Source organism: Microbacterium oxydans (genome assembly GCF_900095745.1).
GTDB classification, from domain to species: Bacteria; Actinomycetota; Actinomycetes; order Actinomycetales; family Microbacteriaceae; genus Microbacterium; species Microbacterium oxydans_B.
Window position 1 is genome coordinate 346,097 of sequence record NZ_FMIR01000019.1, and the last position, 25,166, is coordinate 371,262.

Consider the following 25,166-nt stretch of genomic DNA (forward strand, 5'->3'; position numbering starts at 1 on the left):
CCTGCGGTCGAGCGTCGTAACTCCACCCGTGCCTGAGGCTCTGCTTCAGCACCTCCATCTCGACCGCCGGTGTCAGCTCGTATAGATCACGTCGACCGCGTGAATCTCACCGGTGAAGGCGAACGGCGCACGGTCGAAGTAGTCGAGCGAGACGGAACCGCCCAGGCAGACGCCGATGTCGAGACAGTCGTTGGCGGTGAACAGCAGCGGGACGCTGACGGGCACGGTCCCGGTCGCGATCTGCCGTCCGTCGAGCGAGATGTCGATGCGCAGCGGTCCGGCCGGCCGCGCTTCGAGATAGCTCGTCTCCACGACAATCTCGGCGCGCCCCGCAGGCAACCGCTCTACGGACCGGATCTTGGTGCGGTGCACGATGAACGTGTTGTACTCGTAGCAGAGGTAGCCGTCGTCGAGGTAGCACGTGAGGCCTCCCCCGGCGCCTCCCAGCGCGTAGAGCACTCCCTCGGCTTTCTCCGGCAGCGATGCGTCGATCGTCACCCTGTTCGCGCGGTTCCCCAGCGCCGGTGCGATGAACTCCGGCATCCGTCGAAGGCTGCCGGTGAAGTTCCAGCTCCGGTATGGCGTCGATATGCGGAACTCGGGGTGATAGATCGGCACCCAGAGGCCGCCTCCGACGGGATAGACACTGTTCTTCGCCGCCTCGATGGCGAACAGCTCCTTGAGCTGGGCGAGCTTTTCGGGATGCTCGTCGGCGAGGTCGTGCGCCTGCGTCCAGTCCTCGTCGAGGTGATAGAGCTCCCACGCATCCTGGTCGGGGCTCCAATCCGCGATCCCCTCCGGCATTCCGGGAACCCAGGGGGCGCGGGGGCCGAACGCCGACGCCATCCACCCGTCGTGATAGATGGCCCGGCTGCCGAGGATCTCGAAGTACTGGGTGACGTGTGTCTCCTCGGCCTCCGGATCCGTGAGCGCGGCTGCGAAGCTGGACCCGTCGATCGGATCCTGGTGTACGCCACGGACTTCGCGAGGCGGACTGATCCCGATCACGTCGTAGAGGGTGGGAACGACGTCCGTGCAGTGCACGAACTGAGACCGCGGTGTGGGGTCCGGGGCGATCCGCGCCGGCCAGCGCACCGCCAACGGGTTGCGCGTGCCCCCGAGGTGGGAGGCGAGCAGCTTCATACCCTTGTACGGGGTGCTTCCCGCCCAGGCCCATCCCGCGTGGTACATGTTGTCGGCCTTGGCGGTGCCGAGAGCGTCCAGGCCGCCCATCTCGTTCATCGCCTGGATGTGCATCTGCACGGTCGACGGGATGCCGTTCTGGGCGAGCAGTTCGCTGATCGTGCCGTTCTGCCCCTCACCGGACGACCCGTTGTCTCCCCAGATGTACATGATCAGGGTGTTGTCCCCGTATCCGAGCGCCTCGATCTCGTCGATGACTCGACCCGCCTGCACGTCGGCGTGCTCTCCGAAGCCTGCGGCGATCTCCATCAACCGGGTCTGGAACTCCCGTTCGCCCTCGGGGATGTCATCCCACGCGGGCATCCGCGCGTCCCGCTCGGTCAGCTCCGCCGATTCGGGGATCCAGTTCTTCTCCTTGGCACGCGCGAAGACCCGTTCGCGGTATTCGTCCCAGCCACCGTCGAATCGTCCCGAGTACTTGTCCGCCCACTCCTTCATGATGTGATGCGGGCCGTGCATCGCGCCGGACGCCCAGTAGAGGAAGAACGGCTTGTCCGGAGCCAGCGCCTTGTGGTCGCGGAGCCAGCCGATGGCATCGTCGGCGAGGTCCTCACTGAGGTGGTACCCCTCGGCAGCGGTCTTCGGCGGCAGGACGCTCGTGGTGTTGCGCACCAGGTGAGGCTCATACTGCGAGGCTTCACCCGCGAGGAAGCCGTAGAAGTACTCGAACCCGATGCTGGAGGGCCAGTTGTGGAACGGCCCGGTGGCTCCGGTCTCGATCGCGGGCGTGTTGTGCCACTTGCCGAAAGCTGCGGTCGAATACCCGTAGTCCTTGAGCACTTCCGCCCCGAGGGCGCTCGAGCGCGGGATCTCCCCCGCGTACCCGTCCAAATCGTTCGCCAGCTCGGCGATCTGTCCGTTCCCGATCCGATGGTGATTTCGACCGGAGAGCAGAGACGCCCGCGTCGGCGAACACATCGCCGTCGTGTGGAACCTGTTGAAGCCGATTCCCTCGTCGATGACGCGGGACAGCGTGTCGGTGCGCACCTCACCACCGAAGGTGTCGGGAAGACCGGGCCCGGCGTCGTCGATCAGGACGATGAGGATGTTCGGCGCGTCATCGGGCAGCCGAGACGGAGCAGCCCGCTGGCCGTACACAGATTCCTGCATCGTGCGGCCCGCAACGCTCGCGGACGGGGTCGGCGGGAACGGGAGGACGTCTTGCGGATTCACCAGGAGCGCCTTTCATCGGTCGACAGCGGCGCGTCGTCGTCATGCAGGATGAGCCGTCGACGCAGCGCGGCGAGATCTGCGAGATCGAGACCGAGCCCCTCCACGGCATACCCCTCGATTCCTCCGAACCTCGTCCGTGCCTCGTCGATGGCCGCATCGAGATACTCGGCGCGCACGCCGAGGACGGGAAGGAGCAGTCTCGTGTCGACACCCCTCCCTGCGGCAGCGGCGAGAAGCGGCTGCAGAGCGGGCAGCAGGTCGGTGTTGGTCTCGAGGTAGTCGGCGCGGACGGCACCCTCGTTCACCCCGAGCAGCAGAAGAAGCGAGGCCGCCGCCCACCCCGTGCGGTCCTTGCCGGTCGTGCAGTGGAACAGCGCCGCACCACGACGAGCCGGATCGATGAGGTCGAGATAGAACGCCCGGTAGGCCGCGACGGCGGATGGGAGACTCACGATGTTCCGGTAGGAATCTCGCATCAGCTCGACGCCGCGCCCGTCTCCGAGCGTCGCGGCGAGCCCGGCGGGGTCACTGGCGAGCTGACCGACGCCCGCTGCGACATCCGTGGTGCTGTCGGCCAGCACGTCCAGGCCGACGAGCCGCACCCCGTCGGGCAACTGATCCGGTGACGCGCTGCGCTCGCCGACCGTACGGAGGCCATAGACGGTCGTGATGCCCAGCCCGAGGAAGGCCTCGATGTCATCGCCTTCCAGCCGAGCGAGTGTGGCCGAGCGATAGACGGCACCGGTCCGGACGACTCCCCCGGCCGCGCGCAGCCCGCCGAGGTCACGCAGGTTCGGGGCGCTGCGCAACGGAACGCGGCGGGTGATCGGATTGGTCATCGACTCTTCTCCTTCTGTTCTTCGGCCGTCGTCATCGTGCGTCAGTCGGTACCGGCTCGGGGCGCGGCGGAACCCAGCTCCCGTCGAGGACCGACTGCTGCGGACGATAGAGCCGCAGCGTGTAGTTCCAGCCCGGCATGATCGGCAGCGCGTTCGGGAGGTCGACCGGGTCAGGACCGAAGTGGATGGTCACTCCCCCGTCGTCGTCTGCGACCGCCGTGAGACTGTTGATGCTGTTCACGCCGAGGGTGTTCAGCTCGAAGTAGCCGGCGGCGTTGTAGAGCGACACCGACCAGAAGGCATCGACGGGCACGTCTTCCAGCCGCAACCGGTAGTCGGCCACGGGCAGACCCTCGTCGACGCTGATGTAGGTGGCCTCATACTCGGGAAGACCGCCCCAGCCGCCGGCGGTGCCGAGCAGATGCATGACCGCGTCGACCTCCGCCCTCGTGCCGAACGCGTGGTCGTAGGCGGCGACGCCGCGTCCCAAGGAGAGGAGCGCGTCGCGCGTCTCTGCGTGGGAAGCTTCGTCGTACGCGGGTAGCGGGAATTCCCCCGCGCCCCCGCCTTCCAGGACGATCGCATCCTGGAGGCGGTTCACTTCGTCGACGTCGGCGGCATCGTTCGGATCGACCAGGATGCGTACCAGGATCACCGCGTAGTCGGTCCCGACCGCGTCACGGGTGAGCACGTGGGCACCGGCGTCCCGCAGCAGCAGCGGACCGTAGTGATCCTGGTTCACGACGAAGGCGGAGATGTAGCGTCCCGCGGTGTCCGGCAGCGTGAGAGTCACGTCCTCGCGCACATCGATGACGGCGCTGCTGTAGAGCGTGTCGCGGTTCTGCCGGATGATGGGCTGATCATCGAGAGACTTCAGGCCGCGGCTGTGATTCCACGCTCCGAGTCCGACTCCGGCCGCCAGCCGGGAGAACATGAGGTCGGACTCGGCGCGGGCGAAGTCGCGCACGGTCACTTTCGTTGCGGACATGAGATTCCCTGCTGTCGGTGTCGACGGCCTCAGGCGAGAGCCTTGGCCTTGAGCCGGTCGAACTCCTCGGAGCTGATCGCGCCGGCATCGCGGAGTCGGGCCGCGGCCTCGATCTCCTCGGTGGCGGTCTTGCCTGCGACCTGGCGGATGTAGGACTCGGTCGCCTCCGTCGATTCGCGCGCTGCCCTGCTGCTCCGCTCGGCCATGCCCTGGCCGCGAGCGATGAGGTAGACCAGCACCGTCAGGAACGGCAGGAAGATGAGGAAGACGACCCACACGGCCTTCCACCACCCGTTCAGGCCACGGTCACGGAACAGATCCGCGATGATGGCGAAGAGGGCGAACAGGTAGCCGATGAAGACGGTCGCCCATAGCATCCAGCCGAGCGTTTCCCAGAAGAGCATGTCTGTTGATTCCGTTCTCCCGCCGGAGCGCATTCGCGTCCCGCGAGGATGAAGAGCAGTGTCGGGTGCTCGTCCTGCGGTCTGGCCGAAGACACGAGCGTCGCTGAAATTCTGGCCAGTCCCGCACCCTCGGAATGCGCTTCTCATCCTCGCCGGATGAGAGCCGGAGCCATCCGCCGCCCTCGGTCCGCCCTCGCCTGTCTCGGCGCCGATATCGTTGACGCGTGATCGACGCCGTCCGCGAGGACATCTCCCCCACTGATCCGGCGCTCGCCCGTACGGCGCTGCGCCGGAATTGGCTCCGCTTCATCCTCGAGTCCCGGACCCGCGAACTCGAGCAGCTCTGTCTCGCTCAACCAGACCCGCACGACGCGCACGTCCTCCTCATCCGCGCGTGCTGCCGCGACCTGCTTGGCGACTCCCACGGCGCGTCATTCCTTCGAGGTCAGGGGTTGAGCGTCGCCGCAGAGGACTTCGTCGTCTGCTTCACCGAGCTCCTTCTCGCCACGGATGCTTCCGCGAAGGCCGCCGCGGCCGACCGTGCCCGCGAGGCCCTGACCCGATGCGGCCCGGAGGATGACTATCCCTCCGCGCTCTTCCTGCTGGGGTGGACCGAGGTTCGACTCCGGCGGGACCTCGGCGAGGCCATCGCACTGCTCCGCTCCGCGGCGGCCGAGGCGCGCCTGCACGACAGAACGGAAACCTTCCGGCTCGCCCAGTCGAACCTCGCCTTCGCGCTGACCCACGCCGGGCTCTTCGCCGAGGCCGAGCAGACTCTCGACGCGCTTCCGGTCGCGCCGGCGCCTTCCGATTGGGATGTCTTCGAGGGAGGGCTTCCCGAGGCGAATCGTGGAACCATCGCCTATTGGCGCGGCGACTTCGACGAGGCGATCCGCCACCTGGATCCTGCGGTCGCCGATACCGCTCCCGGCCACAACTTCGAGGCCCTCGCCCGCCTCTACCTGGTGATGAGCCTCGTCGCGCTGCGGCGCGATGACCGCTACTACGCGGCATCCGAGCTGATCCGCGGCGTGAGCAGGGCCGACAAGCACGGCATTCCGTGGGACACCCTGCGACGGGTGGTCTCCGCCCTGCTCGCGCATGCGGAGGGGCATGATCAGCGTGCGCGAACCATCGCGGCCCCCGCGCTGACACGACCCGGTGCCGCCGTCGCGCACGCGGTGCTGGCCGAGCTCTACCGGGTCCTCGACGAGCCTGCGCTCGCCGCTCAGGCGCTGCGGTTGGCGTCTGCCGGTGCTCTGCCGCAGTACGCGCGCGTGAGCACGCTGATCACCTCCGCCGCGCTGCGCTCTGCGGCCGGTCGGGGGCCGGAAGCGCACGAGCTCCTGGACCGAGCGCTGGAGGCAGCCGCCTCCGAGCGGATACTTGCCCCGTTCCTGTCGGATGATCCGTTGATCGGCGACCTCCTCAGCGCACACGCGCATCGGGGATCACGTCATGATCCCTTCCTCGCCGTCGTCCTGGAGCGACGAGGAAAGCTGTCGCGACGCCTCGCCGGCGTGCTCACACCGCGTGAGAGCGAGGTACTCGGGTGCCTGCGCACGACGATGACGGCCGACGAGATCGCCACGCACCTCGGCATGGCCTACCCGACCGTGAAGACGCACATCCGCTCGGTCTACCGGAAGCTCGGTGTGACCACCCGACGTGAGGCCGTCCGCTCGCCCATCGGCCGGTGATGCGCACGCGCCGTGGGAGAAGACGCGCACGACGACGAAGCGCCCGCCGGTCATCCCGGCGGGCGCTTCTGCGATCACAACGTCGATACGCGGTGGTTACGGCACCTTCGAGCCGGAGGTCTTCTCGCTGAGGAAGTCCGACGAGAGCGTGGTGGTGACGTACGTGTCGACGAGCGCACCCCCCGCGGAGGGCAGCAGCCAGAGCACCGGCAGCTGGACGAGGTTCTCCGCGCCGTTCAGCACGCCGCTGTAGGTGTAGGTCACGCTCCCAGAGGTGCCGTCAGCCGGCAGCGATCCGACGCGGGCCCATCCGTGGAGGTCCTGCTCCTGGAGGCGGTAGCTGCCCGGGCTGGTCACGCCGTTACCGGCACCCCACGCGACGGTGACGGTGGCGGTCCCCGCCGTGAACTTGCCCGCCGGCTCCATGTTGCCGGTGGTGCCGTCGAAGGCGTTGAAGCCGAGGGTCTGTCCCGTGTTCACCTGGACGCGGTTCGGCTGTGTGGCCGTCCAGGTCTGGACGGAGGTGCCGCCCTGCCAGGACGAGAGGCCTCCGCCGGGGGCCGGCTGCGGCTGGGGGTCGGGCGTGTTCTCGCTCGCGGCGGCGAGCGGGGTGGCGACGGCTGCAGCGATGACCGGTGCAGACCAGGCCGCCGCCTTGATCACGGTGCGGCGGTCGAAGCCGGTACCGCGCTGGTTCTCGTTCTCGTTCATCTCGATGTTCTCCTCGGGGGTCGGCGCTGCCCACACGGAAGCACGGTGGCGCGACGTGGCGACGCGTGGCGCTGACCGCGCGGAACATCGACGACATCGGCACACCCGCTGGAGCCGTGTGGATCGCGCGGCGGGTTCCGCGCTCTTCTTGCGGCGGCCGCGAATGGGAGTTCGGCCGGCCACCGTCATGCTCGCATTGGGAACGACCGGCACCTCCCGTCCAGCAGGCACCTGTCGCTTTCTCAACCAGGGATGTCGCGCTCGGTATGACACGCGCCCACAGGCGGGGTGTCAGCCCTGTCGTCGCTTTCGGACCTCTGACGGGGCACGCCGCCCCTCCTGCGCCATCGCCCGCGCCAGGCTCGACCCGCCGGAGAGGCCCGAGTACCGGCCGATCTCCTCGATGCTCAGGCGGTCGTACGCGGGATCCGTGAGCAGACCGATCGCGTGCTCGACCCGCGATCGGCGGATCTCCCGTTCCACCGTCGTGCCGTGTGCCCGGAAGGCACGCTGCAGCTGACGCAGGGAGAGGCGGAGCTGCTCGGCGATGCCGCGCGGTGACAGCACAGGATCGGACGCCTGTGCGGCGATCAGGTTCAGGGCATCCCGATGGTGATCGGGCGGAAGACCGGCCGCCACCCCACGGGTGGCCTCGACCGCCACTCCCAGCACCATCTCCTGAAGCAGGCGTTCGAGGTAGTAGTTCCCGAAGGCGCTCACCGGATCCGCATCCGCGACTGCTGCTCGTTCGGCGAACGCGACCGCCGGGTCGAGCAACGAAGTCGAGCGTGACACGGGGCGGACCTCGCCAGGCGCCGGCGCCGTGAACCCGGCGAGCACCTCTGCGGGCAGAACGATCGAAAGAAGCCGCAGTCGCTTCGGCGGCGATGTCGGAGGGGCGGCATCGTGGCTGAGCAGAAACGCATCGTCCTCCGCCAGTCGCAGCGTGCCGGACGGGGAGCCGACGTCGATGCTCCCGGAGCGGACACTGTGCAGCCCGATCAGTCCCGGTACACGGTCGAGCCTCGAACGCGCGTCATCGCGCCCCGACACGAACTCGCGGATGCGAACGCTCCCGAACATGGCGAGCGTGCGCGCCCTCATCACGGGCACGGCGCGGCTCCCGATCGCAGTCGATCGACGCCCCGCGCCGCAGAAGGCGTGGGGCAGTTCTCGCGGGCCACCTCAGCGGCGTCGGGAGAGCGTCAGAGCGTGTTCCCCCATCCGCGCGCACGGCGCGTTCGGTTCGAACGTCGACGATCGGTCGACTTCTCTCGATGGACCGCGTCCCCACAGCATCATGAAACCCTCCCCATGCGGTTCCCCACCGCAGTCCGGCCCCCCGGGTACGGGGCCCTCGATCCCACCATATCGGTCCGGCACCGGCGCCGAAGCGACCGACTCCGCGCCGCGCGGGCGCTGTGCTTGACCGCCGGTCACGCGAATGGTCAACTTGTGAGTCTGACCATCGACCGGGGGAACCATGCGCCGTAGAAGAGTGATCGCGAAAGCCGATCGGCACACACCTGTGGAAGCCGCGCCGTCACAGCCGTCGAACGCGGTGGCCGCATACGCACGCACGAACCCCTTCATGTTCGGTCTGCTCGGTGCGCTCGGGGTGCTGGTCGCGTTGGCGGTCGGCAGCATCGTCGGCCAGCTCGCGACCGTACTCGTCTACATCGGCGTGGCGATCTTCCTCGCCCTCGGGCTGGATCCGATCGTCACCTTCATCGAGAAGAAGCTCCCCCGCCCTGCCGCCGTCACCATCGTCGTCGCCGGTGTGGTGCTCGCCTTCGCGGGCATCATCCTCGCCATCGTCCCGATCCTCGTGGAGCAGATCAGCAACCTGATCAAGGACGGCCCGCAGATGGTCGAGGACTTCATGGCCAGCGCCTGGTACAAAGACGTCAGCGGCCAGTTCGGCTCGAGCATCAAGGATGCCGTTCAGGGCATCCTCGACTTCGTCGGCGACCCGGACAACTTCCTCGACATCGGCGGTGGCGTGTTCGCGGTCGGCGCGGGTATCGCCGGCGGATTCACCGGCATCACGATCGTCCTGATCCTGACCCTCTATTTCATGGCCTCGCTGCGGAGCATGAAGCACGTGGCCGCACGGTTCGTCCCCGCCTACCAGCGGGGTACCTTCAGCGGACTGCTCGAAGACGTCTCCGGCGCGGTCGGCCGCTACGTGATCGGGCAGGCCAGCCTGGCGCTCATCAACGGCATCCTGAGCCTGATCTTCCTCAGCATCATCGGGGCACCGGTCCCCGCGCTGCTCGCGCTCATCGCCTTCATCGGATCCATGATCCCGTTGGTGGGCACGCTGACGGCATCGATCATCAACTCGCTGATCTGCCTCTTCGTCTCGCCGCTGACCGCACTGATCGCGATCATCTACTACCTGATCTACATGCAGATCGAGGCATATGTGCTCTCGCCGCGCATCATGAGCAAGGCCGTCGCCGTTCCCGGGGCGCTCGTGGTCATCGCCGCCGTCGCCGGCGGTGCACTGGGCGGCATCCTCGGCGCTCTCGTCGCGATCCCGGTCGCCGCGAGCATCATCATCATCGTGCAGAAGGTGACGTTCCCCGCTCAGGACCGGAAGATCGTGCCCCCGGTCAACGCCGGCTGACCCGCGCACGCAGGCCGAACACCTCTCAGCGCACCAGCAGCGCGCCGGCTTCCACGCGCACGTCGAATGCGGAGATCTCGCCCATCTCCTCGCCGTCGATCTCGAACATGAGGGGCGTCTTCAACTGCACCGAGATGTTCTCGACGGGCAGGTGGCGCGCAGAATCGGTGCTCACGGCCTCATCTGTCGCTCCGAAGATCCGTCGGATGCCGTTGTCCCAGACGAAGGAGCGCAGGGTGTCCAGCCACTGCAGCGCGCCGTCGGCGCTGATCATGAGCACATCGAGCTTGCCGTCATCGAGAACCGCATCGGGAAGCAGACGGATGCCGCCCTGCACCATTCCGCAGTTGCCGATGAGCATGGTGTGGCCTCGCACGGCGACAGCTTTCTCGCCGTCGATGGCGAGCGTGATGTCGGTCATCTCGGTGCCGGCCAGGGCGCGGCCCATCGCCTCGACGTACGCCAGCCATCCGGCCTTCGACTTGAGGTCGTCGTCGGTCTCGACCAGCATCTGCGCGTCGATCCCGAATCCGACCATGACAGCGAAGGCGTGCTCGGTTCCGTCGTACGACACCCAGCCGAGATCGATGCGACGCGGCTCCGCATCCCGAACCCTCTGGAGCGCCGCGGCGACGTTGTTCAGCGGCACCTCGAGATTGCGGGCGAGGAGGTTGCCGGTGCCCTGCGGAACGATCCCGAGGGCAGTCTCCGAACCCGCCAGCGACTCCGCTACCGCACGAACCGTGCCGTCGCCGCCGACGGCGATCACGATGCCGCGGTCGTCTTCGCGGGCCTCCCGTGCCATCCCGCGACCCGGGTCCTCCGGCGTCGTCTCCCACCAGCGGATGTCGTATTGCTCGTCGAACACGTCGCTCACCGCATCCTGAAGGGCCTCCTGCGCGACCTTCGAGGGATTCCAGACGATGCCGATACGCGTAAGGGTCATATCGTCAGCTTGGGACACGCCACCCGATACTGCAAACTCACCCGTTTCGGCTAGCCGTAGAACAGGTCCTCGAAGGTCTTGCGCGCGCGCCTCGTGACGCCGAGGTAGTCCTCTTCGAGCTCGGTCGCCGAACGGTCCGGGTATCCCAGCAGGCTGCCGATCGAATCCAGCTGGCGCCGATCCGCAGGGAGAAGGTCACTCGTCTGCCCGGTGAGCAGAGTGATCGCCGAGCGCAGCCTGCTCGACAGGCGCCACGCCTCCCGCAACCGCTCGGCGTCGTCCTCCTCCACGAGATCGGCGGCGACCGCGGCATCCAGCGCACCGAGTGTCGCCGTGGTCCGCAGCCCGGGGATCTCGTGCGCGTGCTGCAGCTGCAGCAGCTGCACCAGCCACTCGACATCGCTGAGCGTGCCGGGACCGAGTTTCAGGTGTCGCCGCGGATCCGCGCCCTGCGGCAGCCGCTCCCCCTCGACCCGGGCCTTGATGCGCTTGATCTCGCGCGTGCCCTGAAGGTCGACGGATTCCGGGTATCGGATCGTGTCTGCGAGGGCCGTGAACCGCTCGATGAGCTTCGCGCTCCCCGCCACCCCCCGCGCACGAAGCAGGGCCTGCGCCTCCCAGGAGAGGGACCAGCGCCGGTAGTACTCGGCATACGCCGCGATCGATCGCACGACCGGTCCGTTGCGCCCCTCGGGCCGGAGGTCGGCGTCGAGATCGAGCGGGACCCGGTGATCGGTCAGGTGCTCGCGGAGCCCTGCCACGATCTGCGTGGCGAGCTTCTGCGCCCGCTGCGAGTCGACTCCGTTCGCGTCGTACACGTAGAGGATGTCGGCGTCGGACCCGAAGCCGAGTTCCGCACCCCCGAAGCGCCCCATGGCGATGACGGCGAAGTCGAGCCCTGCCGCGTCTTCGGGAACCACCTCGCGGATGACGGCGCGCAGGGCCGCCTGGATGGTCGCCTCGGTGATCTCGGTGAGCGCAACGGCCACCTCCTCGATCGTCAGCACGCCGAGCACGGCGCCCATCGCTGTGCGCAGCAACTCCCGACGGCGCAGAGCTCGCACTGCTCGAAGGGCATCGCCGATGGTCTCGTGACGTGTCTGGATGGCCCGCGCCTCTTCGTCGAGCGCGTGCGCTCCGCGTGGACGCAGTCGATCGGTGCTGTCGAGCCAGGCGACGGACTCGGGAATCCACTCCAGGAGCTCCCCGACGTAGCGCGAAGAGGACAGCAGCCGCGTGAGACTCTCGGCAGCACCCGATGAGTCTCGCAGCATCCGAAGGAACCATGGGGTGTCGCCGAGGCGTTCGCTGATCCGACGGAACGCGAGAAGCGCGTAGTCGGGGTCACTTCCGTCGGCGAACCACCGCACCATGATCGGCATCAGCGCCCGCTGGATCGTCACCTTGCGGCTGAGCCCGGTCGTGAGCGCACCGATGTGCCGCAGGGCCCCCGCGGGATCGCGGAACCCGATGGCCGCCAGGCGGTCGCGCGCCTGCGCCGTGGAGAGCGTGCGCTCCTCCTCGGGGAGACTGGCCACGGCACTGAGAAGCGGACGGTAGAAAAGCCGAGTGTGGATCTCGCGCACTTCGCGGCGCACAGCCTCCCACCGCGTCCAGACACCGTCGCCGCTCTCAGCGAGGGCCGTGCTGCGCGCCAGTACGCGCAGGCCTGCGGGAGTCCGCGGAAGGAGATGCGTGCGGCTCAGTTCGCGTAGCTGCAGGCGGTGCTCCATGAGTCGCAGGATGCGGTAGTCGTCAGCGAACGTCGCAGCATCCGCTCGTCCGATGTACCCGCCGGCGACGAGAGCATCGAGGCTCTCGAGCGTGCCGCGCGTGCGGATCGACTCGTCGGTGAGGCCGTGGACCAACTGAAGCAGCTGCACGGTGAACTCGATGTCGCGCAGACCGCCCGCGCCGAGTTTGAGCTGATACGGCGCGTCGTCCGGATCGATGTGCTCGGTCACGCGCTCGCGCATCCGTTGGACGCTCTCGACGAAATCCTCGCGGGCGGCGCTGGACCAGATCTTCGGCTGCACCGCCTCGATGTACTCGGCGCCCAGGTCGGTGTCGCCGGCGAGAGGCCGTGCCTTGAGGAGCGCCTGGAATTCCCAGCTCTTGGCCCAGCGATCGTAATAGGCGAGGTGCGAGGCGAGCGAGCGCACCAGCGCACCCTGCTTGCCCTCGGGCCGCAAGTTGGCGTCGACCTCCCACAGCGGGGGCTCCACCTCGATGCTGTCCAGACCCCGCATCGTCTCGCGAGCCAGCCGCGTCGCGATATCGATCGCGCGGGCTTCCGTCACGACCTCCTCGTCGCTGGTGCCGCCCACGAAGATCACATCCACGTCACTGACGTAATTGAGCTCGCGGGCGCCGGCCTTTCCCATGCCGATGATCGAGAGCCGCGTCGCCGCTACCTGCTCCACCGGGGTGGTCTCGCTGAGGCGCGCGCGTGCGATCGCGAGCGAGGCCTCCAAGGCCGCTCCGGCGGCGTCCGACAGCGCGGCTGACACCGCGGCAACCACCGTCTTCGGCTCGGGGTGGGTCAGGTCATAGGCAGCGATGGCGGCGAGGCTGCGGCGGTAGGCGACACGCACGGCGACGACCGCCGCGTCGTCCGCTGACTTCGCGAAGCCATCTCGGGTGCCGACCGAGGCCAGCAGCCGCGCACGGAGCGCCTCCGGCGACGGCAACGCGTCGAGAGGCTCCCCCAGCACCGAGAGCTGATCGGGATGCCGGAGGAAGAAGTCGGCCAGCCCCTCCGAGGCGCCGAAGACGCGCCACACGCGGTGACGCGTCTCCGCGCTGTCGAGCAGGTCCTTCAGGGGTCCGGGCTCCCGACGCGCAACACGGACCATTCCCCGAACCGCGGCGTCGGGGTCGGCAGCATCCGCTCCTTCGAGAAGCGACGATCGCGAGATTCCGAGATCCGTTGCCAACTCGGACAGAGATGCCGCCGCCTCGCTCAACTCGGCGAAGCCGAGCCTGGCCAGGGCGGAGAGGGAGACGGAGTCGTCCGGTCGGGCCATCGGCGCGGGTCAGAGAAGCTCGAGGTTGCTCTTCAGCTCGAACGGGGTGACCTGGCCGCGGTAGGCCTCCCATTCCTTGCGCTTGTTGAGCAGAACGTAATTGAAGACCTGCTCCCCCAGCGTCTCGGCGACGAGCTCGGACGCCTCCATGTACTCCAGAGCGTGATCGAGGCTCGCGGGCAGCGCCTCGTAGCCCAGTGCGCGCCGCTCGGCGTCACTCAGCGACCACACGTTGTTCTCCGCCTCGGGCGGCAGCTCGTAGCCCTCCTCGATGCCCTTGAGTCCTGCCGCGAGCAGCAGCGCGTACGCGAGGTACGGGTTCGAGGCGGAATCGATGCCGCGGTATTCCACGCGCGACGACTGGCTCTTGTTCGGCTTGTACATCGGCACGCGGATGAGGGCCGAGCGGTTCGCATGCCCCCAGGTGACGAAGCTCGGCGCCTCGTCGCCACCCCAGAGCCGCTTGTAGGAGTTCACGAACTGGTTCGTGACGGCCGAGATCTCGTTCGCGTGTCGCAGGAGACCCGCGATGAAGTGCCGACCGGTCTTGGAGAGCTGATACTTCGCGCCCTCCTCGTAGAAGGCGTTCTGGTCGCCCTCGAAGAGCGACATGTGGGTGTGCATGCCGCTGCCGGGCTGATCGCTGAGCGGCTTCGGCATGAACGTCGCGTAGACGCCCTGCTCGATCGCCACCTCCTTGATCACCGTGCGGAAGGTCATGATGTTGTCGGCCGTCGTGAGCGCATCCGCATAACGGAGATCGATCTCGTTCTGGCCGGGGCCACCCTCGTGGTGGCTGAACTCGACGGAAATGCCGAGGTCCTCGAGCATGCGCACCGAACGGCGACGGAAGTCGTGTGCCGTGCCACCGGGAACGTTGTCGAAGTAGCCGGCCGAGTCGACGGGCACAGGACCGTCAGGTCCGAACGACGACGACTTGAGCAGGTAGAACTCGATCTCCGGGTGCGTGTAGAACGTGAAGCCGGCATCCGCGGCCTTCGCGAGCGTGCGCTTGAGCACGTGCCGGGGGTCGGCGACGGCCGGTTGACCGTCGGGCGTCGTCAGGTCGCAGAACATGCGCGCCGTCGGATCGATCTCGCCACGCCACGGCAGCGTCTGGAACGTCGTCGGATCCGGCTGCGCGAGCAGGTCCGACTCGTACGTGCGGGTCAGTCCCTCGATCGCCGAACCGTCGAAACCGATGCCTTCCGCGAACGCGCCCTCGACCTCAGCCGGAGCGATCGCCACCGACTTGAGCGTGCCGATGACGTCGGTGAACCACAGCCGCACGAACTTGACGCCGCGCTCCTCGATCGTCCGCAGGACGAAATCCCTCTGCTTGTCCATGGCTACTCTGTGCCCTGGCCCTTTGCGTCGCCCTTGACGTCCCAGCCCTGCTCGACGGCCTCTTCCTCGGCCCAGGCGCGCGAGCGCTCCTTGAGCACCTCGGGCGCGCGGCGGGCCTCGGCCTCCGAGTCGAAGGGCCCGATCCGATCGATGGAGGGCGAGATCATGCCGAACTCGACCTCGCCGGTCTCGGAGTTGTACCAGTACTTGTGGTCACCGTCAGACATGCCTGTCCCTTCTTCACGTGATGTCATCGATCCTACTGGCGTGCACCGCGGTCGCTAAGCTATCGCCCATGGCAAAAGCGATCGGCGTCGACATCGGCGGCACGGGAATCAAAGCAGGAATCGTCGACCTCGAGCACGGAATCATGGCATCCGACCGGGTGCGGGTCCCCACTCCTGAAGGAGCATCGCCTCAGGATGTCCTGAACGCCGTGCAGACCGTTCTGAAGACCCTCGACGTGCACGACTCGACCCTCCCGCTCGGCGTCGCCTTCCCGGCGATCGTCAAGCGCGGCAAGACGCTCTCCGCAGCGAATGTGTCGAAGGAATGGATCGACTTCGATGCGGAGCGCTTCTTCCGCGACGGTCTCGGCCGCAACATCGTGTTCGTGAACGACGCGGATGCCGCCGGCGTCGCCGAGGCCCGCCATGGGGCGGCCAGGGACGTGCGCGGTTTCACCCTGCTGACGACGCTGGGCACCGGCATCGGCTCGGCCTTCCTCTACGACGGCGTGCTGCTGCCGAACACCGAGCTCGGTCACCTCAACTTCGGCGAGTACGAGTCGGTCGAGACGTATGCCGCGACCTCGGCGCGCGAGCGCGAGGGCCTCAGCTGGGCCGCGTGGGCGGAGCGCCTGCAGGCGTTCTACTCGCACATCGAGTTCCTGTTCAGCCCCGACCTGTTCGTCGTCGGCGGCGGCGTCTCCAAGAACGCCGGCGACTTCCTCCCCCTGCTTGACCTCAAGACCCCGATCGTCCCCGCGATCCACCGCAACAACTCGGGCATCATCGGCGCGGCATCCCTGGCCGGCGACTGACCCGTTCCTGACATGAGAAGGCCCCGATGACTCCGCAATCATCGGGGCCTTCTCCTGTCTTGGACGAACGGCCGGTGCTCAGGCGAGGTGAAGACGAACGGTGAGCTCACGCGTCAACGGTGCGCCCGCCGGGGGTCTGGGGTCCCTCAGAACGGCGGACGCACCTTCATGCGATTCGAACGTGTGAAAGGGCTCTCGCTCGGCCAGCATCGTGAGAGCAGCGGACAAGAGCCCCCCACGTAGAGCGACACCCGCGGTCCCCCAGAGCCGGGGCCGCGCTCTAGTCCGACGCTACGCCGCATCCGGCGAAAGCATCACCCCATCTTCGGCGGGGGTAACACAGCGAGGCTCGCGGATATCGACCGAACCCGACCACTGGATCCGTCGTCGGCACGGCGTCCTCAGGCCGATTTATGCGAATGGGCCGACCTGTACGCCGGGTTCTGTTCCGGGGTTCTTCGCCCCTTCGACGGCCATCTCTCTCGGCGACACGTTGCCGTGGCACTCTAGCGGTCTACCCGAGGACTCGGCGAGCCGCGTCAACATCCTCTGTCTGACCTTGCTCCGGACGAGGTTTACCTGGCGGGCCATGTCACCATGGCCCCCGGTGGTCTCTTACACCACCCTTTCACCCTTACCCCTTGCGGGGCGGTCTACTCTCTGTGGCACTTTCTCGCGGATTGCTCCGGGTGGGCGTTACCCACCGTCCTGCCCTGAGGAGCCCGGACGTTCCTCGGTGCGGTCACCCGCCACGCGGCCGTCCAGTCGACCCATTCGCACTCCCAGTCTACTTCTCGGGAGGCCATTCCTACTTCTCGGCGGACTCTGCGATCCGGAGGTCCAGGGGTACGTCGATCGGGAAGGAACCGAAGAGCCGGGTCGTCGCGACCGCGGCCGCTTCACGCACGGCCTCGGCCGCCGCTTCTGCGTGCTCCTGCGGAACGTGCAAGATGACCTCGTCGTGCAAGAAGAAGGCCAGGTGCGGTGCCTGCGCGAACGGTCCGGACGCGGCGGCCGTGGTGAACCCCTCCGGGATCTGCTGCAGACGGTGCCGGATCTCGGCCAGCCAGATCAGCGACCACTCGGCGGCCGTGCCCTGCACCACGAAGTTCCGCGTGAATCGCCCCCAGTCACGCGCCCGGCGCCGAGCGAGCGCCACGACCGCAGGATCGGCATCAGCCCCGGTGGCATCAGCCTGCAGACGCATCCACTCCACCGAAGGTCGGGGCGACGATCGGCCGAGCCAGGTGGACACGATGCCGCCGTCCTCCCCCGTGCGAGCCGCCGCGTCGACCAGCGCCATGGCGCGCGGGTACACCTTTCTCAGACGCGGAACGAGCCGGCCGCTGTCACCGGTCGTGGCGCCGTACATCGCACCGAGGACCGCGTACTTCGCCTCCTCACGCGTGGCGACCGCTCCGGATGCGACGACGCCGGCGTAGAGATCGCTCCCCCGCGCGGCCCGTGCCATCGCCTCGTCGGAGGCCATCGCCGCGAGCATCCGCGGCTCCAGCTGCGCGACATCCGCCACGACCAGAGTCCATCCGGGATCGGCGCGTACCGCGGGGCGCAGACTCCGCGGAAGCTGAAGCGCGCCCCCGCCGGCGGAGGCCCAGCGCCCGGTGACCACGCCACCGGGGATGTACACGGGACGGAATCGACCTTCGTGCACCCATTCGGTGAGCCAGGCCCAGCCGTTGGCGCTGAGCAGCCGGGAAAGCTTCTTGTACGCCAGCAGCGGTTCGACGACCGGGTGGTCGTGCTCGGCGAGCTCCCAGCGGCTGGTGGACTCGACGTGCACTCCGACACGATGCAGCGCCCTGAGGAGCTTCTGCTGGCTGTCGAGGTGGAGAGATGGATCGCCGAGGAGCTCCCGCACCCGATCACCGAGCTCGACCATGCGGCTCGGCGTTCCGCCGGCCACCGGACGAGTGCCCAGGGTGTCGGTCAGGATCGCATCGTGCACGCCCTCATCCCACGGCAACCCCGCGGCCCGCATCTCTTCCGCGATGAGTCCGCCCGCTGACTCCGCCGCGCACAGCAGCGTGAGGCGACCGTCCGGAGCTGCCGCGATCACCTCGCGCTGCGCCCGGTACTGATCGAGCGCCGTGACGATCGCGTCATCGCCGCTCGCATCGTCGAACACGTCGAAAAGAGACGGCGCCGCCACGGTCGGCTCACGCCGCTCCCACTCGTGTGACGCCGGGAGCGGGCTCGGCACCGCGGAGGTATCGCGCAGGATCGCGTGACACAGCACCAGATCATGGCTGCGCGAGATCCGCACTCCGTCGTCGAGGAGGAGGGCGTAGGTCTCTGCGGCGGTGCGCATGATCCACCGCGGAGCATCGGATTCCTCGGCGGAGCGGACCCATCCCGGGAGCTCGTCGGTGCGCAGAGCCGTGCGGTTCTGCTCCTGGTCGTCGGCACCGAGTTCGATCGCGACGTACTCCTGTGCGCCGACGGAGATGAGCGCGATGCGGCGTTCGATCCCCGACGCCGGCGCTGTCATCGGCGGCGGGCGCGGGCACCGCTCATGCGAGCCCGGACTCCTCGGTGCGCACGAGGATGCAGCCACACTCGGGGCAGGAGACCACGAGGTCGTCCGCCGCGCGGCGGATGTCGTTCAGATCGGTGCTGGGAAGCAGGATGCGGCAGCCCTCACAGGTGCCGCGGGTGAGAAGAGCGGCGCCGGCACTGTTCGTGGCGCGACGGGAGTACTCGGCCAGGAGTTCCGGCGAGACGCCTTCGGCCACGGCCGCTCGATCGCGGGCGAGCTGCGCACCCAGATCCGTCGCCGCGGCGACATCGGCCTTGGCCTGCGCGGTGAGCGCCGATCCCTCGGCCGTGGTCGTCTCGAGGAGCGCCTGCTGTGCGGCGACTGCGGCCTCTGCTTCTTCCAGCCGCCCCATCACGTCGAGCTCGGCATCTTCGAGGTCGCTCTGCCGTCGGGCGAGGCTGGCGAGCTCGTGCTCGAGCGCCTGCGCGTCTTTCGAGTTCGTCGATGCCGCGAGCCGCTCGGCGTCACGGTTCCGGCGTGCCTCGACCACGGCCACATCGGACTCCAGCCGCTTCAGCTCGGTGCGAACGTCGTCGCGGGTACCGGTGAGCGTCGTGAGCTCGCGGAGCTGCTCCTGACGGATGGCGACGAGCTCGGTGATCCGCCCCGCCTGGCTCGGCTTGGTACGGGCGCGCTCGGCCTGCGCGATGCGCCGGTCGAGGTCGGCGATGTCGAGCAGGGTGCGCTGGTTCTCGGGGCTGGCGTTCACGCTCTCAAATCTAGTCGCTGCGGCGACGTCCGCCCATCAGCTCACGTCGCCGTCCACGTAGTACCACTGCCGATCCTCGCGGACGAAGCGGCTGCGCTCGTGCAGGGAGCCCCGCTCAGTGCCCTGCCGCCAGATCGCCTCGAACTCCACGACGCCCTGGTCATCGAACGGACCGCCAGCCACGCGATCGAGGATGAGCAGCCGCCGCCACTCGAGATCCGGCTCGAAGTCGATCGTCCGCGGTCTCGATGTCGGATGCCAGGTGCGCAGCAGGTGATCCGCGTCGTGCAGACCGAAAGCCGTGTACCGCGACCGCATCAGGCGCTCCGCCGTCGGAGCGGGGGCGCCGCGCAGCAGCGGACCGCAGCATCCTCCGAACACGTCGCCGGACGAGCACGGGCATCGCATCGCGCCCTCGATCACGACGTCATCCGACGCCATGTCCGTCTCTGCTGTCATCCCCTCAGCGTACGCTCGGAGGAAACGCACCGGAGGAGTCACGATGACCACTGTCCCCACCTTCACCGCCCACAACGGCTTCGCCCTCCCGGCGATCGGGCTCGGCACGTATGCGCTCAACGGCGATGCCGGAGCGGATGCCGTCGCCGGGGGCATCGGAGCGGGCTACCGACTCATCGATACGGCCTTCAACTACGAGAACGAGGGATCCGTCGGCCGAGGCGTCGCCGCGTCCGACGTCGATCGCTCGGAGATCATCGTCACCACGAAGCTGCCCGGACGCCACCACGCGTCTGCGAAGGCGCGCACCAGCATCGAGGAGAGCCGCTCGCGCCTCGGGCTCGACGCGACGGACCTGCACCTCATCCACTGGCCCAACCCGAGCCAGGACGAATACGTCCAGGCATGGGCAGCGCTGGTCGACGCGCAGGCGCGCGGAATCGTCCGACAGATCGGCGTCTCGAACTTCCTCCCGGAGCACCTGGAGCGCATCGAGCGCGAGACCGGTGTGCGTCCCGTCGTCAACCAGATCGAGGTTCACCCGTACTTTCCGCAGGAGGAGCAGCTCGCTTACCACCGCGAGCACGGCATCCTCACCGAGGCCTGGAGCCCTCTGGGGCGCGCCAAGGAGCTGCTCGACGAAGCGGTGATCCATGAGGTCGCGACCGCGCACGGCGCGACCCCGGCGCAGACCGTCCTCGCGTGGCACGTCGCCCGCGGCACGGTATCGATCCCGAAGGCGTCGTCCCGGGAGCACCAGGAGGCGAACCTCGCGGCGGCCGAGATCGTGCTCGACGATGCCGAGGTCTCTGCGATCACCGCACTCGGACGCCCCGACGGCCGGCTGTTCGACGGCGACCCGAGGACCCACGAGGAGTCCTGACTAGCGTCTGATCAGACGTTCTGCGTCCCCAACACCCGCAGGAACTCGAGCTTGCTCGCCGCTTCGCTGCCTGGCGCGGCCGTGAGCACGATCAACGCCTGCGACTCGTCTTCGGTGAAGAGCGCCTGACAGTCGACCTCGATCTCGCCGAGCTCGGGGTGCACCATGACCTTGTGCTGCTCGAACCTGCGGCTCACCTCGTGCGCATCCCACAGCTCGACGAATTCCGGGCTCCGAGCAGTGAGTTCTGCGACGATCTCGCCCGCCCGTGAACGCGCCCCCATCACACCGTGGGCCGCACGAAGGGACCCGACGAGTGCACGAGCCTGTCGCGGGTGGTCGGCCTCGCGATACCGACGCCGCTCGTCGTCGGGATAAGCGAACCACCGGTAGATGCCGCTGCGGTCGAGACCGGTGAGTGAACTCGCGTCGCCCACGAGCGCGCGGGAGGCGTCGTTCTGCACGAGCACCTCGTCGAAGAGCGAGACGACGAAGGCGGGGGTGTCGTGCAACCGGTCGAGCACGCGGAGGATGCCGGGGCGCACGTAGTCGGTCACGTGCGCACGGTCGGGAGCGCTGTGTCCGCAGAGGCGGAACAGGTAGTCGCGTTCGTCCTCGGTGAGCCGCAGCGCACGGGCGAGCGAGGCGAGGATCTGCACGCTGGGTTGCGGACCCCGCCGCTGTTCGAGGCGCGTGTAGTAGTCCGTCGACATGGTCGCCAGCTGGGCCACCTCCTCGCGGCGCAGCCCTGTCGTACGCCGACGGGCGCCCGCCGAGAGCCCCACATCCGCAGGGGTCAGGGACTCCCTTCGACGGAGCAGGAACTCGGCCAATGCATCACGATCCACTCCTGAAGTATCCACCGGCGTCGCCGCACATTCCAGGGACCGCTGATCCCTGGATGACCGCTCTCTGAAGCACCAGCCGTGCGGCGCCGAGGCTGGGAACATGAACATCAGCGGAAACACCATCTTCATCCCCGGCGCGACCAGCGGCATCGGCCTCGCTCTCGCTCTGCGCCTGCACGAACGCGGCAATACTGTCATCGTGGGCGGGCGCCGGCAGGACCGTCTCACCTCAATCGCCGAGGAGCACCCCGGCATCCACACGGTTCGGATCGACACGACGGATGCGGCAAGCATCGACGACGCGTCGCGCACGGTGATCACCGAGCACCCCGAGTTGAACGTCCTCATCACGATGGCCGGGGTCATGCGCACCGAGGACTGGACGACGCCTTCGGGCTTCCTCACCACGGCGGAAGAGACCGTCACCACGAACATCCTCGGGCCGATCCGCCTCATCGCCGCATTCATCGACCATCTGCGTGCGCAGTCGGACGCGACGATCATGACGGTCTCTTCCGGGCTCGCCTTCGCGCCCCTCCGAGTGACGCCCACCTACAACGCGAGCAAGGCCGCGATCCACATGCTCAGCGAATCGCTGCGCCTGCAGCTGGCGGGGACGAGCGTCTCGGTTCTCGAGTTGGAGCCGCCGGCGGTCCGTACGCCGCTCATGCCGGGTCACGAGGACAACGAGGCAGCGATGCCGCTCGACGAGTTCATCGACGAGGTGACGGCACTGATCGAGTCCCGGCCGGATGCCACGGAGATCCAGGTCGAGCGCGTGAAGTTCCTCCGCTACGGCGAAGCGCGTGGAGATTACAACCAGGTCGTCGCCACGCTGAACCGCACGGACCCGCACGGGCGGTGATCCGACGCGGGGTGTCGGATCCGCTCCGGCTCCCCGCTCAGGGACGCAGCGACGCCGCCGCGGCCGTGAGCGCCTCAGCCGACTGACGCAGCAGCGCGAGCTCCTCGCTCGAGAACGAGGTGTTCCGGATGGGGACGGCGCCCTTCGCGCTCACGATCGACGGGACCGACAGGGCGACTCCGTCGAGGCCATGGAAGTCGCGCAGCACGGTGCTGACGGGCATCACGGCGTGCTCGTCGCTCAGGATCGCCTCGACGATCCGCGCGCTGGACAGACCGATCGCGTAGTTGGTCGCGCCCTTGCCCAGGATGACCTTGTACGCGGCGTCGCGTACGTCGACCGCGATCTCCTGCAGCTCGTCGAGGGTGAATCGCGGGTGCCCCGGCGTCTCCCACTCCAGGATCGGCACCGTGCCGATCGTCGCCCGCGACCACAGCGGGAACTCCGTATCGCCGTGCTCGCCGACGATGTATGCGTGCACACTGGCGGTCGAGACTCCGGCGCGCTCCCCTAGCTTCCAGCGCAGCCGGGACGTGTCGAGCACGGTTCCGGAGGCGAAGATACGCTCCGGCGGAAGCCCCGTCTCCTCTTGCGCGATCACGGTGAGCACATCGCACGGATTGGTCACGATCACGTAGACAGCGTTCGGGGCGACCTCGAGCAGATCCGGCATCATGCGGCGGATGATGCCGGCGTTCACCTCGGCGAGTTCGATGCGGGTCTGACCCGGCTTCTGCTTCGCTCCGGCGGTGATCACCACGACATGCGACCCCGCGGCCACCGAGATGTCGCTGCCGCCGACGATGTCGCTCGAACCGGTGAACTGTGTCCCGTGGGCGAGGTCGAGCACCTCGGCCTCCACCTTCTCGGTCGCGATGTCGTACAGCGCGACATGTCGGGCCGACCCGCGGATCAGCGCCGCGTAGGCGACGCTCGATCCCACGCTTCCCGCACCGACGACCGTGAGCTTCGAGTTCTCGATGATCTCCATGCGCTCAGTCTTGCAGTGCCGGGTGCCGATCCGGGAGGGGTGACGCCGGGAGATCTCAGAGCGCGGCATCCACGGCGGCGGCCGCGGTGGCGTGTGTGAACCGGAACCCCGTGCGCTCCAGCACCTGAGGGCGCACGTCCGCATCCGGGAGCAGCAGAGACTCCGCCGCATCACCGAGTGCGAACCGGAGTGCCCAGGTCGGCACCGGCAGCCAGAACGGACGGTGCATCCGGGCCGCGAGGGCACGGCCGATGTCGTTCGAGGAGGCAGGAGTGGGCCCCGTCAGATTGACGGGACCGGCGATCTTCTGGTCCAACACGTGACGGATCGCCGCCACCTCGTCATCGAGCGAGATCCACGGCCAGATCTGCGTGCCGCGACCGAGCGGGCCGGAGACGCCGAACCGGGTCAGCTGGATGAGCGGCTTGAGCACTCCGCGCCGGTGGATGACGGGCGCCGTGCGCAGCAGCGCGACCCTGGTGTGGTCCTCGGCCTGGCGCGCCTCGGCCTCCCAGCGCACGGTGAGGTCGGCCAGGAATGTCTGTCCGGCCGTGGAATCCTCCGTGAGCACCTCGCCGGGAACGGACCCGTAGTAGCCGACAGCGGACGCCGAGACGAGGGCGGGCGCCTCGGAGCGCAGAGAACGCAGAGCGGTCGTGATCGTCCGCGTCGCCTGCAGACGAGAGTCGGTCAGCTCGCGACGGTACCTCTTCGTCCATGGCAGTCGCCCGACGCTGGCGCCGCCCAGCGCGACGATGGCATCGGCTCCGGCGAGAACATCCGGATCGAGCGCGCGCTCCCCCGGCTCCCACTGCGCCTCGTCGTCTGACCGCGGAGGCCGGCGGACGAGAGCGGTCACCTCGACGCCGTCGGCGCGGAGTGATGACGCGAGGGCTGAACCGATCAGCCCCGATGCCCCGCTGATGACGATGCGTTGCGCCATGTGTGAGAACTCCCCGTCCCTCGATCATCGAGTCTTGCTGTGGATCCGAGGGTACGCGCTCAAGGCTCGAGGAGCTGCGGGCCTTGAGCCGATGGCTCGCGAAGGGTAGGTCCGGTCATCGATTCCTTCCCCGCCTGTCGCCGTCAATCGGCGCGTCGGTAGTGCGTCCAGATAGCTCCGTTCCGGAGCGGCGTCGCCGAGATCAGCTCGAGCCGTCGCGTGCTCGGCAGCCCGCTCCGATAGAGGGTCGGTCCGTGACCGGCGATGCGGGGCTGGACGAGGAACCAGTACTCGTCGATGAGGTCGAGCCGGTCGAGTTCCGCGGCCAGAGAGATGCTGCCGAGCAGCACCCCCGCCGGTGTCTCGTCCTTGAGCTTCTGCACGCCCTCGCGCAGGTCTCCGGCGATGCGGTGGCTGTTCGCCCAGGGGAAGTCCTCGCGGGTGGACGACACCACGTACTTCGGCTTGGCGTCGAGCTTGACCGCCCATTCCCGCATCGTGGAGTCCGCCTCCACTTCTCCGCGGGCGACCGCCGGCCACGCGCTCTCCATCATTTCGTAGGTCGTGCGCCCCCAGAGCATCGCGCCGGCATCATCCATGAGCTGAGTGAAGAGGGGATGGGTCTCGTCATCGGCGATGCCCTCCCGATGGTCGACGCAGCCGTCGAGGGTGACATTGATGCTGAAGGTCAGGAGTCCCATGCGGGGAGCATAGGACTGCGACGCGGCGACCGCCAGGGTTCGAGGTGGTGTGGGCCCTGCCGGGATCGAACCGACGACATCCACGGTGTAAACGTGGCGCTCTACCAGCTGAGCTAAAGGCCCTGGTGCACCCAGTGTATCGGCCACCCGATGCGCACCCGTGTCGTAGAAGAGGGATAGGCTGATTGCGGCGCGCGTT

22 protein-coding genes, 1 tRNA gene and 1 other RNA gene are annotated in these 25,166 nt (G+C 68.2%); 5 read left to right on the forward strand and 19 right to left on the reverse strand.

The features are described 5' to 3' along the window. Positions 1-72: 72 nt before the first annotated feature. Genes BQ2383_RS17195 through BQ2383_RS17210 form a run of 4 tightly spaced genes read right to left on the reverse strand, consistent with a single transcriptional unit; the run spans position 73 to position 4,607 of the window. Positions 73-2,376 carry an arylsulfatase gene (locus BQ2383_RS17195; RefSeq protein WP_244176040.1) on the reverse strand — a complete coding sequence of 768 codons (2,304 nt, stop codon included), beginning with the start codon at positions 2,374-2,376 and terminating at the stop codon, positions 73-75. After that, on the reverse strand, positions 2,373-3,215 hold the full coding sequence (locus BQ2383_RS17200) for a tyrosine-protein phosphatase (RefSeq protein WP_091036729.1): 843 nt from the start codon (positions 3,213-3,215) through the stop codon (positions 2,373-2,375). The genes BQ2383_RS17195 and BQ2383_RS17200 overlap by 4 nt, the downstream gene beginning before the upstream one ends. 31 nt (positions 3,216-3,246) lie before the next feature. Continuing rightward, positions 3,247-4,203, reverse strand: coding sequence for a DUF1214 domain-containing protein (locus tag BQ2383_RS17205; protein WP_091036732.1), 957 nt, complete (start codon positions 4,201-4,203; stop codon positions 3,247-3,249). Positions 4,204-4,232: 29 nt separating this feature from the next. Continuing rightward, positions 4,233-4,607: an SHOCT domain-containing protein gene (locus tag BQ2383_RS17210; RefSeq protein WP_091036735.1), complete on the reverse strand. Its 375-nt coding sequence runs from the start codon at positions 4,605-4,607 to the stop codon at positions 4,233-4,235. 224 nt (positions 4,608-4,831) lie between these two features. On the opposite strand from BQ2383_RS17210, the gene BQ2383_RS17215 reads away from it, so the two are divergent. Next, positions 4,832-6,307 (forward strand): helix-turn-helix transcriptional regulator, encoded by a 1,476-nt coding sequence (locus BQ2383_RS17215; protein ID WP_091036738.1) that lies wholly within the window; start codon positions 4,832-4,834, stop codon positions 6,305-6,307. Between the two features lie 96 nt (positions 6,308-6,403). Here the strand turns inward: BQ2383_RS17215 and BQ2383_RS17220 are convergent, their stop codons facing one another. Further along, a complete protein-coding gene (locus BQ2383_RS17220) occupies positions 6,404-7,018 on the reverse strand; it encodes a hypothetical protein (RefSeq protein ID WP_091036741.1) in 615 nt (204 codons plus the stop codon). A 291-nt stretch (positions 7,019-7,309) separates the two neighbouring features. Then, positions 7,310-8,122, reverse strand: a complete 813-nt coding sequence (locus tag BQ2383_RS17225; protein WP_091036743.1) for a helix-turn-helix domain-containing protein — start codon at positions 8,120-8,122, stop codon at positions 7,310-7,312. A 379-nt stretch (positions 8,123-8,501) separates the two neighbouring features. Here BQ2383_RS17225 and BQ2383_RS17230 point away from each other — a divergent pair, with 379 nt between their 5' ends. Continuing rightward, positions 8,502-9,650, forward strand: coding sequence for an AI-2E family transporter (locus BQ2383_RS17230; RefSeq protein WP_091036746.1), 1,149 nt, complete (start codon positions 8,502-8,504; stop codon positions 9,648-9,650). A gap of 25 nt (positions 9,651-9,675) precedes the next feature. Here BQ2383_RS17230 and BQ2383_RS17235 read toward each other — a convergent pair whose 3' ends face one another. Genes BQ2383_RS17235 through BQ2383_RS17250 form a run of 4 tightly spaced genes read right to left on the reverse strand, consistent with a single transcriptional unit; the run spans position 9,676 to position 15,196 of the window. After that, positions 9,676-10,596: a diacylglycerol/lipid kinase family protein gene (locus BQ2383_RS17235; protein ID WP_091036748.1), complete on the reverse strand. Its 921-nt coding sequence runs from the start codon at positions 10,594-10,596 to the stop codon at positions 9,676-9,678. Between the two features lie 50 nt (positions 10,597-10,646). Further along, positions 10,647-13,622, reverse strand: coding sequence for a bifunctional [glutamine synthetase] adenylyltransferase/[glutamine synthetase]-adenylyl-L-tyrosine phosphorylase (locus tag BQ2383_RS17240; RefSeq protein ID WP_091036751.1), 2,976 nt, complete (start codon positions 13,620-13,622; stop codon positions 10,647-10,649). 9 nt (positions 13,623-13,631) lie between these two features. Then, positions 13,632-14,969 (reverse strand): type I glutamate--ammonia ligase, encoded by a 1,338-nt coding sequence (gene glnA / locus BQ2383_RS17245; protein WP_029261804.1) that lies wholly within the window; start codon positions 14,967-14,969, stop codon positions 13,632-13,634. Between the two features lie 2 nt (positions 14,970-14,971). Next, positions 14,972-15,196, reverse strand: coding sequence for a hypothetical protein (locus BQ2383_RS17250; protein WP_091036756.1), 225 nt, complete (start codon positions 15,194-15,196; stop codon positions 14,972-14,974). A 68-nt stretch (positions 15,197-15,264) separates the two neighbouring features. On the opposite strand from BQ2383_RS17250, the gene ppgK reads away from it, so the two are divergent. After that, on the forward strand, positions 15,265-16,011 hold the full coding sequence (gene ppgK, locus BQ2383_RS17255) for a polyphosphate--glucose phosphotransferase (RefSeq protein ID WP_029261802.1): 747 nt from the start codon (positions 15,265-15,267) through the stop codon (positions 16,009-16,011). 416 nt (positions 16,012-16,427) lie between these two features. Here the strand turns inward: ppgK and rnpB are convergent. From rnpB to BQ2383_RS17275, 4 genes are all read right to left on the reverse strand, one after another. Beyond that, positions 16,428-16,784: RNase P RNA component class A (gene rnpB / locus BQ2383_RS17260), an RNA gene on the reverse strand. Between the two features lie 35 nt (positions 16,785-16,819). Continuing rightward, complete coding sequence (locus tag BQ2383_RS17265) at positions 16,820-18,520, reverse strand: bifunctional 3'-5' exonuclease/DNA polymerase (RefSeq protein ID WP_091036758.1); 1,701 nt, start codon at positions 18,518-18,520, stop codon at positions 16,820-16,822. 22 nt (positions 18,521-18,542) lie between these two features. Next, a complete protein-coding gene (locus tag BQ2383_RS17270) occupies positions 18,543-19,277 on the reverse strand; it encodes a zinc ribbon domain-containing protein (RefSeq protein ID WP_091036761.1) in 735 nt (244 codons plus the stop codon). 36 nt (positions 19,278-19,313) lie between these two features. After that, positions 19,314-19,736, reverse strand: coding sequence for a YchJ family protein (locus BQ2383_RS17275; RefSeq protein WP_091037644.1), 423 nt, complete (start codon positions 19,734-19,736; stop codon positions 19,314-19,316). A 43-nt stretch (positions 19,737-19,779) separates the two neighbouring features. Here BQ2383_RS17275 and BQ2383_RS17280 point away from each other — a divergent pair, with 43 nt between their 5' ends. Beyond that, the gene (locus tag BQ2383_RS17280; RefSeq protein ID WP_091036764.1) at positions 19,780-20,619 is read left to right on the forward strand and encodes an aldo/keto reductase; all 840 of its coding nucleotides are present in this window, start codon (positions 19,780-19,782) and stop codon (positions 20,617-20,619) included. Positions 20,620-20,630: 11 nt separating this feature from the next. Here the strand turns inward: BQ2383_RS17280 and BQ2383_RS17285 are convergent, their stop codons facing one another. After that, complete coding sequence (locus BQ2383_RS17285; RefSeq protein WP_091036768.1) at positions 20,631-21,467, reverse strand: helix-turn-helix transcriptional regulator; 837 nt, start codon at positions 21,465-21,467, stop codon at positions 20,631-20,633. Positions 21,468-21,567: 100 nt separating this feature from the next. Between BQ2383_RS17285 and BQ2383_RS17290 the strand changes: the two genes are divergently transcribed. Beyond that, the gene (locus tag BQ2383_RS17290) at positions 21,568-22,332 is read left to right on the forward strand and encodes an SDR family oxidoreductase (RefSeq protein ID WP_091036770.1); all 765 of its coding nucleotides are present in this window, start codon (positions 21,568-21,570) and stop codon (positions 22,330-22,332) included. Between the two features lie 37 nt (positions 22,333-22,369). Here BQ2383_RS17290 and BQ2383_RS17295 read toward each other — a convergent pair whose 3' ends face one another. From BQ2383_RS17295 to BQ2383_RS17310, 4 genes are all read right to left on the reverse strand, one after another. Beyond that, the gene (locus BQ2383_RS17295; RefSeq protein WP_091036774.1) at positions 22,370-23,323 is read right to left on the reverse strand and encodes an L-lactate dehydrogenase; all 954 of its coding nucleotides are present in this window, start codon (positions 23,321-23,323) and stop codon (positions 22,370-22,372) included. Between the two features lie 55 nt (positions 23,324-23,378). After that, entirely contained in the window at positions 23,379-24,266 is an 888-nt protein-coding gene (locus BQ2383_RS17300; RefSeq protein WP_091036776.1) for a TIGR01777 family oxidoreductase, read from the reverse strand. 143 nt (positions 24,267-24,409) lie between these two features. Continuing rightward, the gene (locus BQ2383_RS17305) at positions 24,410-24,967 is read right to left on the reverse strand and encodes a dihydrofolate reductase family protein (protein ID WP_091036779.1); all 558 of its coding nucleotides are present in this window, start codon (positions 24,965-24,967) and stop codon (positions 24,410-24,412) included. Between the two features lie 50 nt (positions 24,968-25,017). Then, a tRNA-Val gene (locus BQ2383_RS17310) sits at positions 25,018-25,090 on the reverse strand. Between the last annotated feature and the right edge of the window lie 76 nt (positions 25,091-25,166).

What these genes read in the sequence shown, in the direction of transcription:
- BQ2383_RS17200 (WP_091036729.1), bottom strand. Translation starts at nt 3,215, where the DNA reads ATGACCAATCCGATCACCCGCCGCGTTCCGTTGCGCAGCGCCCCGAAC.
- BQ2383_RS17205 (WP_091036732.1), bottom strand. Translation starts at nt 4,203, where the DNA reads ATGTCCGCAACGAAAGTGACCGTGCGCGACTTCGCCCGCGCCGAGTCC.
- BQ2383_RS17210 (WP_091036735.1), bottom strand. Translation starts at nt 4,607, where the DNA reads ATGCTCTTCTGGGAAACGCTCGGCTGGATGCTATGGGCGACCGTCTTC.
- BQ2383_RS17220 (WP_091036741.1), bottom strand. Translation starts at nt 7,018, where the DNA reads ATGAACGAGAACGAGAACCAGCGCGGTACCGGCTTCGACCGCCGCACC.
- BQ2383_RS17225 (WP_091036743.1), bottom strand. Translation starts at nt 8,122, where the DNA reads ATGAGGGCGCGCACGCTCGCCATGTTCGGGAGCGTTCGCATCCGCGAG.
- BQ2383_RS17230 (WP_091036746.1), top strand. Translation starts at nt 8,502, where the DNA reads ATGCGCCGTAGAAGAGTGATCGCGAAAGCCGATCGGCACACACCTGTG.
- BQ2383_RS17235 (WP_091036748.1), bottom strand. Translation starts at nt 10,596, where the DNA reads ATGACCCTTACGCGTATCGGCATCGTCTGGAATCCCTCGAAGGTCGCG.
- BQ2383_RS17240 (WP_091036751.1), bottom strand. Translation starts at nt 13,622, where the DNA reads ATGGCCCGACCGGACGACTCCGTCTCCCTCTCCGCCCTGGCCAGGCTC.
- glnA (WP_029261804.1), bottom strand. Translation starts at nt 14,969, where the DNA reads ATGGACAAGCAGAGGGATTTCGTCCTGCGGACGATCGAGGAGCGCGGC.
- BQ2383_RS17250 (WP_091036756.1), bottom strand. Translation starts at nt 15,196, where the DNA reads ATGTCTGACGGTGACCACAAGTACTGGTACAACTCCGAGACCGGCGAG.
- ppgK (WP_029261802.1), top strand. Translation starts at nt 15,265, where the DNA reads ATGGCAAAAGCGATCGGCGTCGACATCGGCGGCACGGGAATCAAAGCA.
- BQ2383_RS17265 (WP_091036758.1), bottom strand. Translation starts at nt 18,520, where the DNA reads ATGACAGCGCCGGCGTCGGGGATCGAACGCCGCATCGCGCTCATCTCC.
- BQ2383_RS17275 (WP_091037644.1), bottom strand. Translation starts at nt 19,736, where the DNA reads ATGACAGCAGAGACGGACATGGCGTCGGATGACGTCGTGATCGAGGGC.
- BQ2383_RS17280 (WP_091036764.1), top strand. Translation starts at nt 19,780, where the DNA reads ATGACCACTGTCCCCACCTTCACCGCCCACAACGGCTTCGCCCTCCCG.
- BQ2383_RS17290 (WP_091036770.1), top strand. Translation starts at nt 21,568, where the DNA reads ATGAACATCAGCGGAAACACCATCTTCATCCCCGGCGCGACCAGCGGC.
- BQ2383_RS17295 (WP_091036774.1), bottom strand. Translation starts at nt 23,323, where the DNA reads ATGGAGATCATCGAGAACTCGAAGCTCACGGTCGTCGGTGCGGGAAGC.
- BQ2383_RS17300 (WP_091036776.1), bottom strand. Translation starts at nt 24,266, where the DNA reads ATGGCGCAACGCATCGTCATCAGCGGGGCATCGGGGCTGATCGGTTCA.
- BQ2383_RS17305 (WP_091036779.1), bottom strand. Translation starts at nt 24,967, where the DNA reads ATGGGACTCCTGACCTTCAGCATCAATGTCACCCTCGACGGCTGCGTC.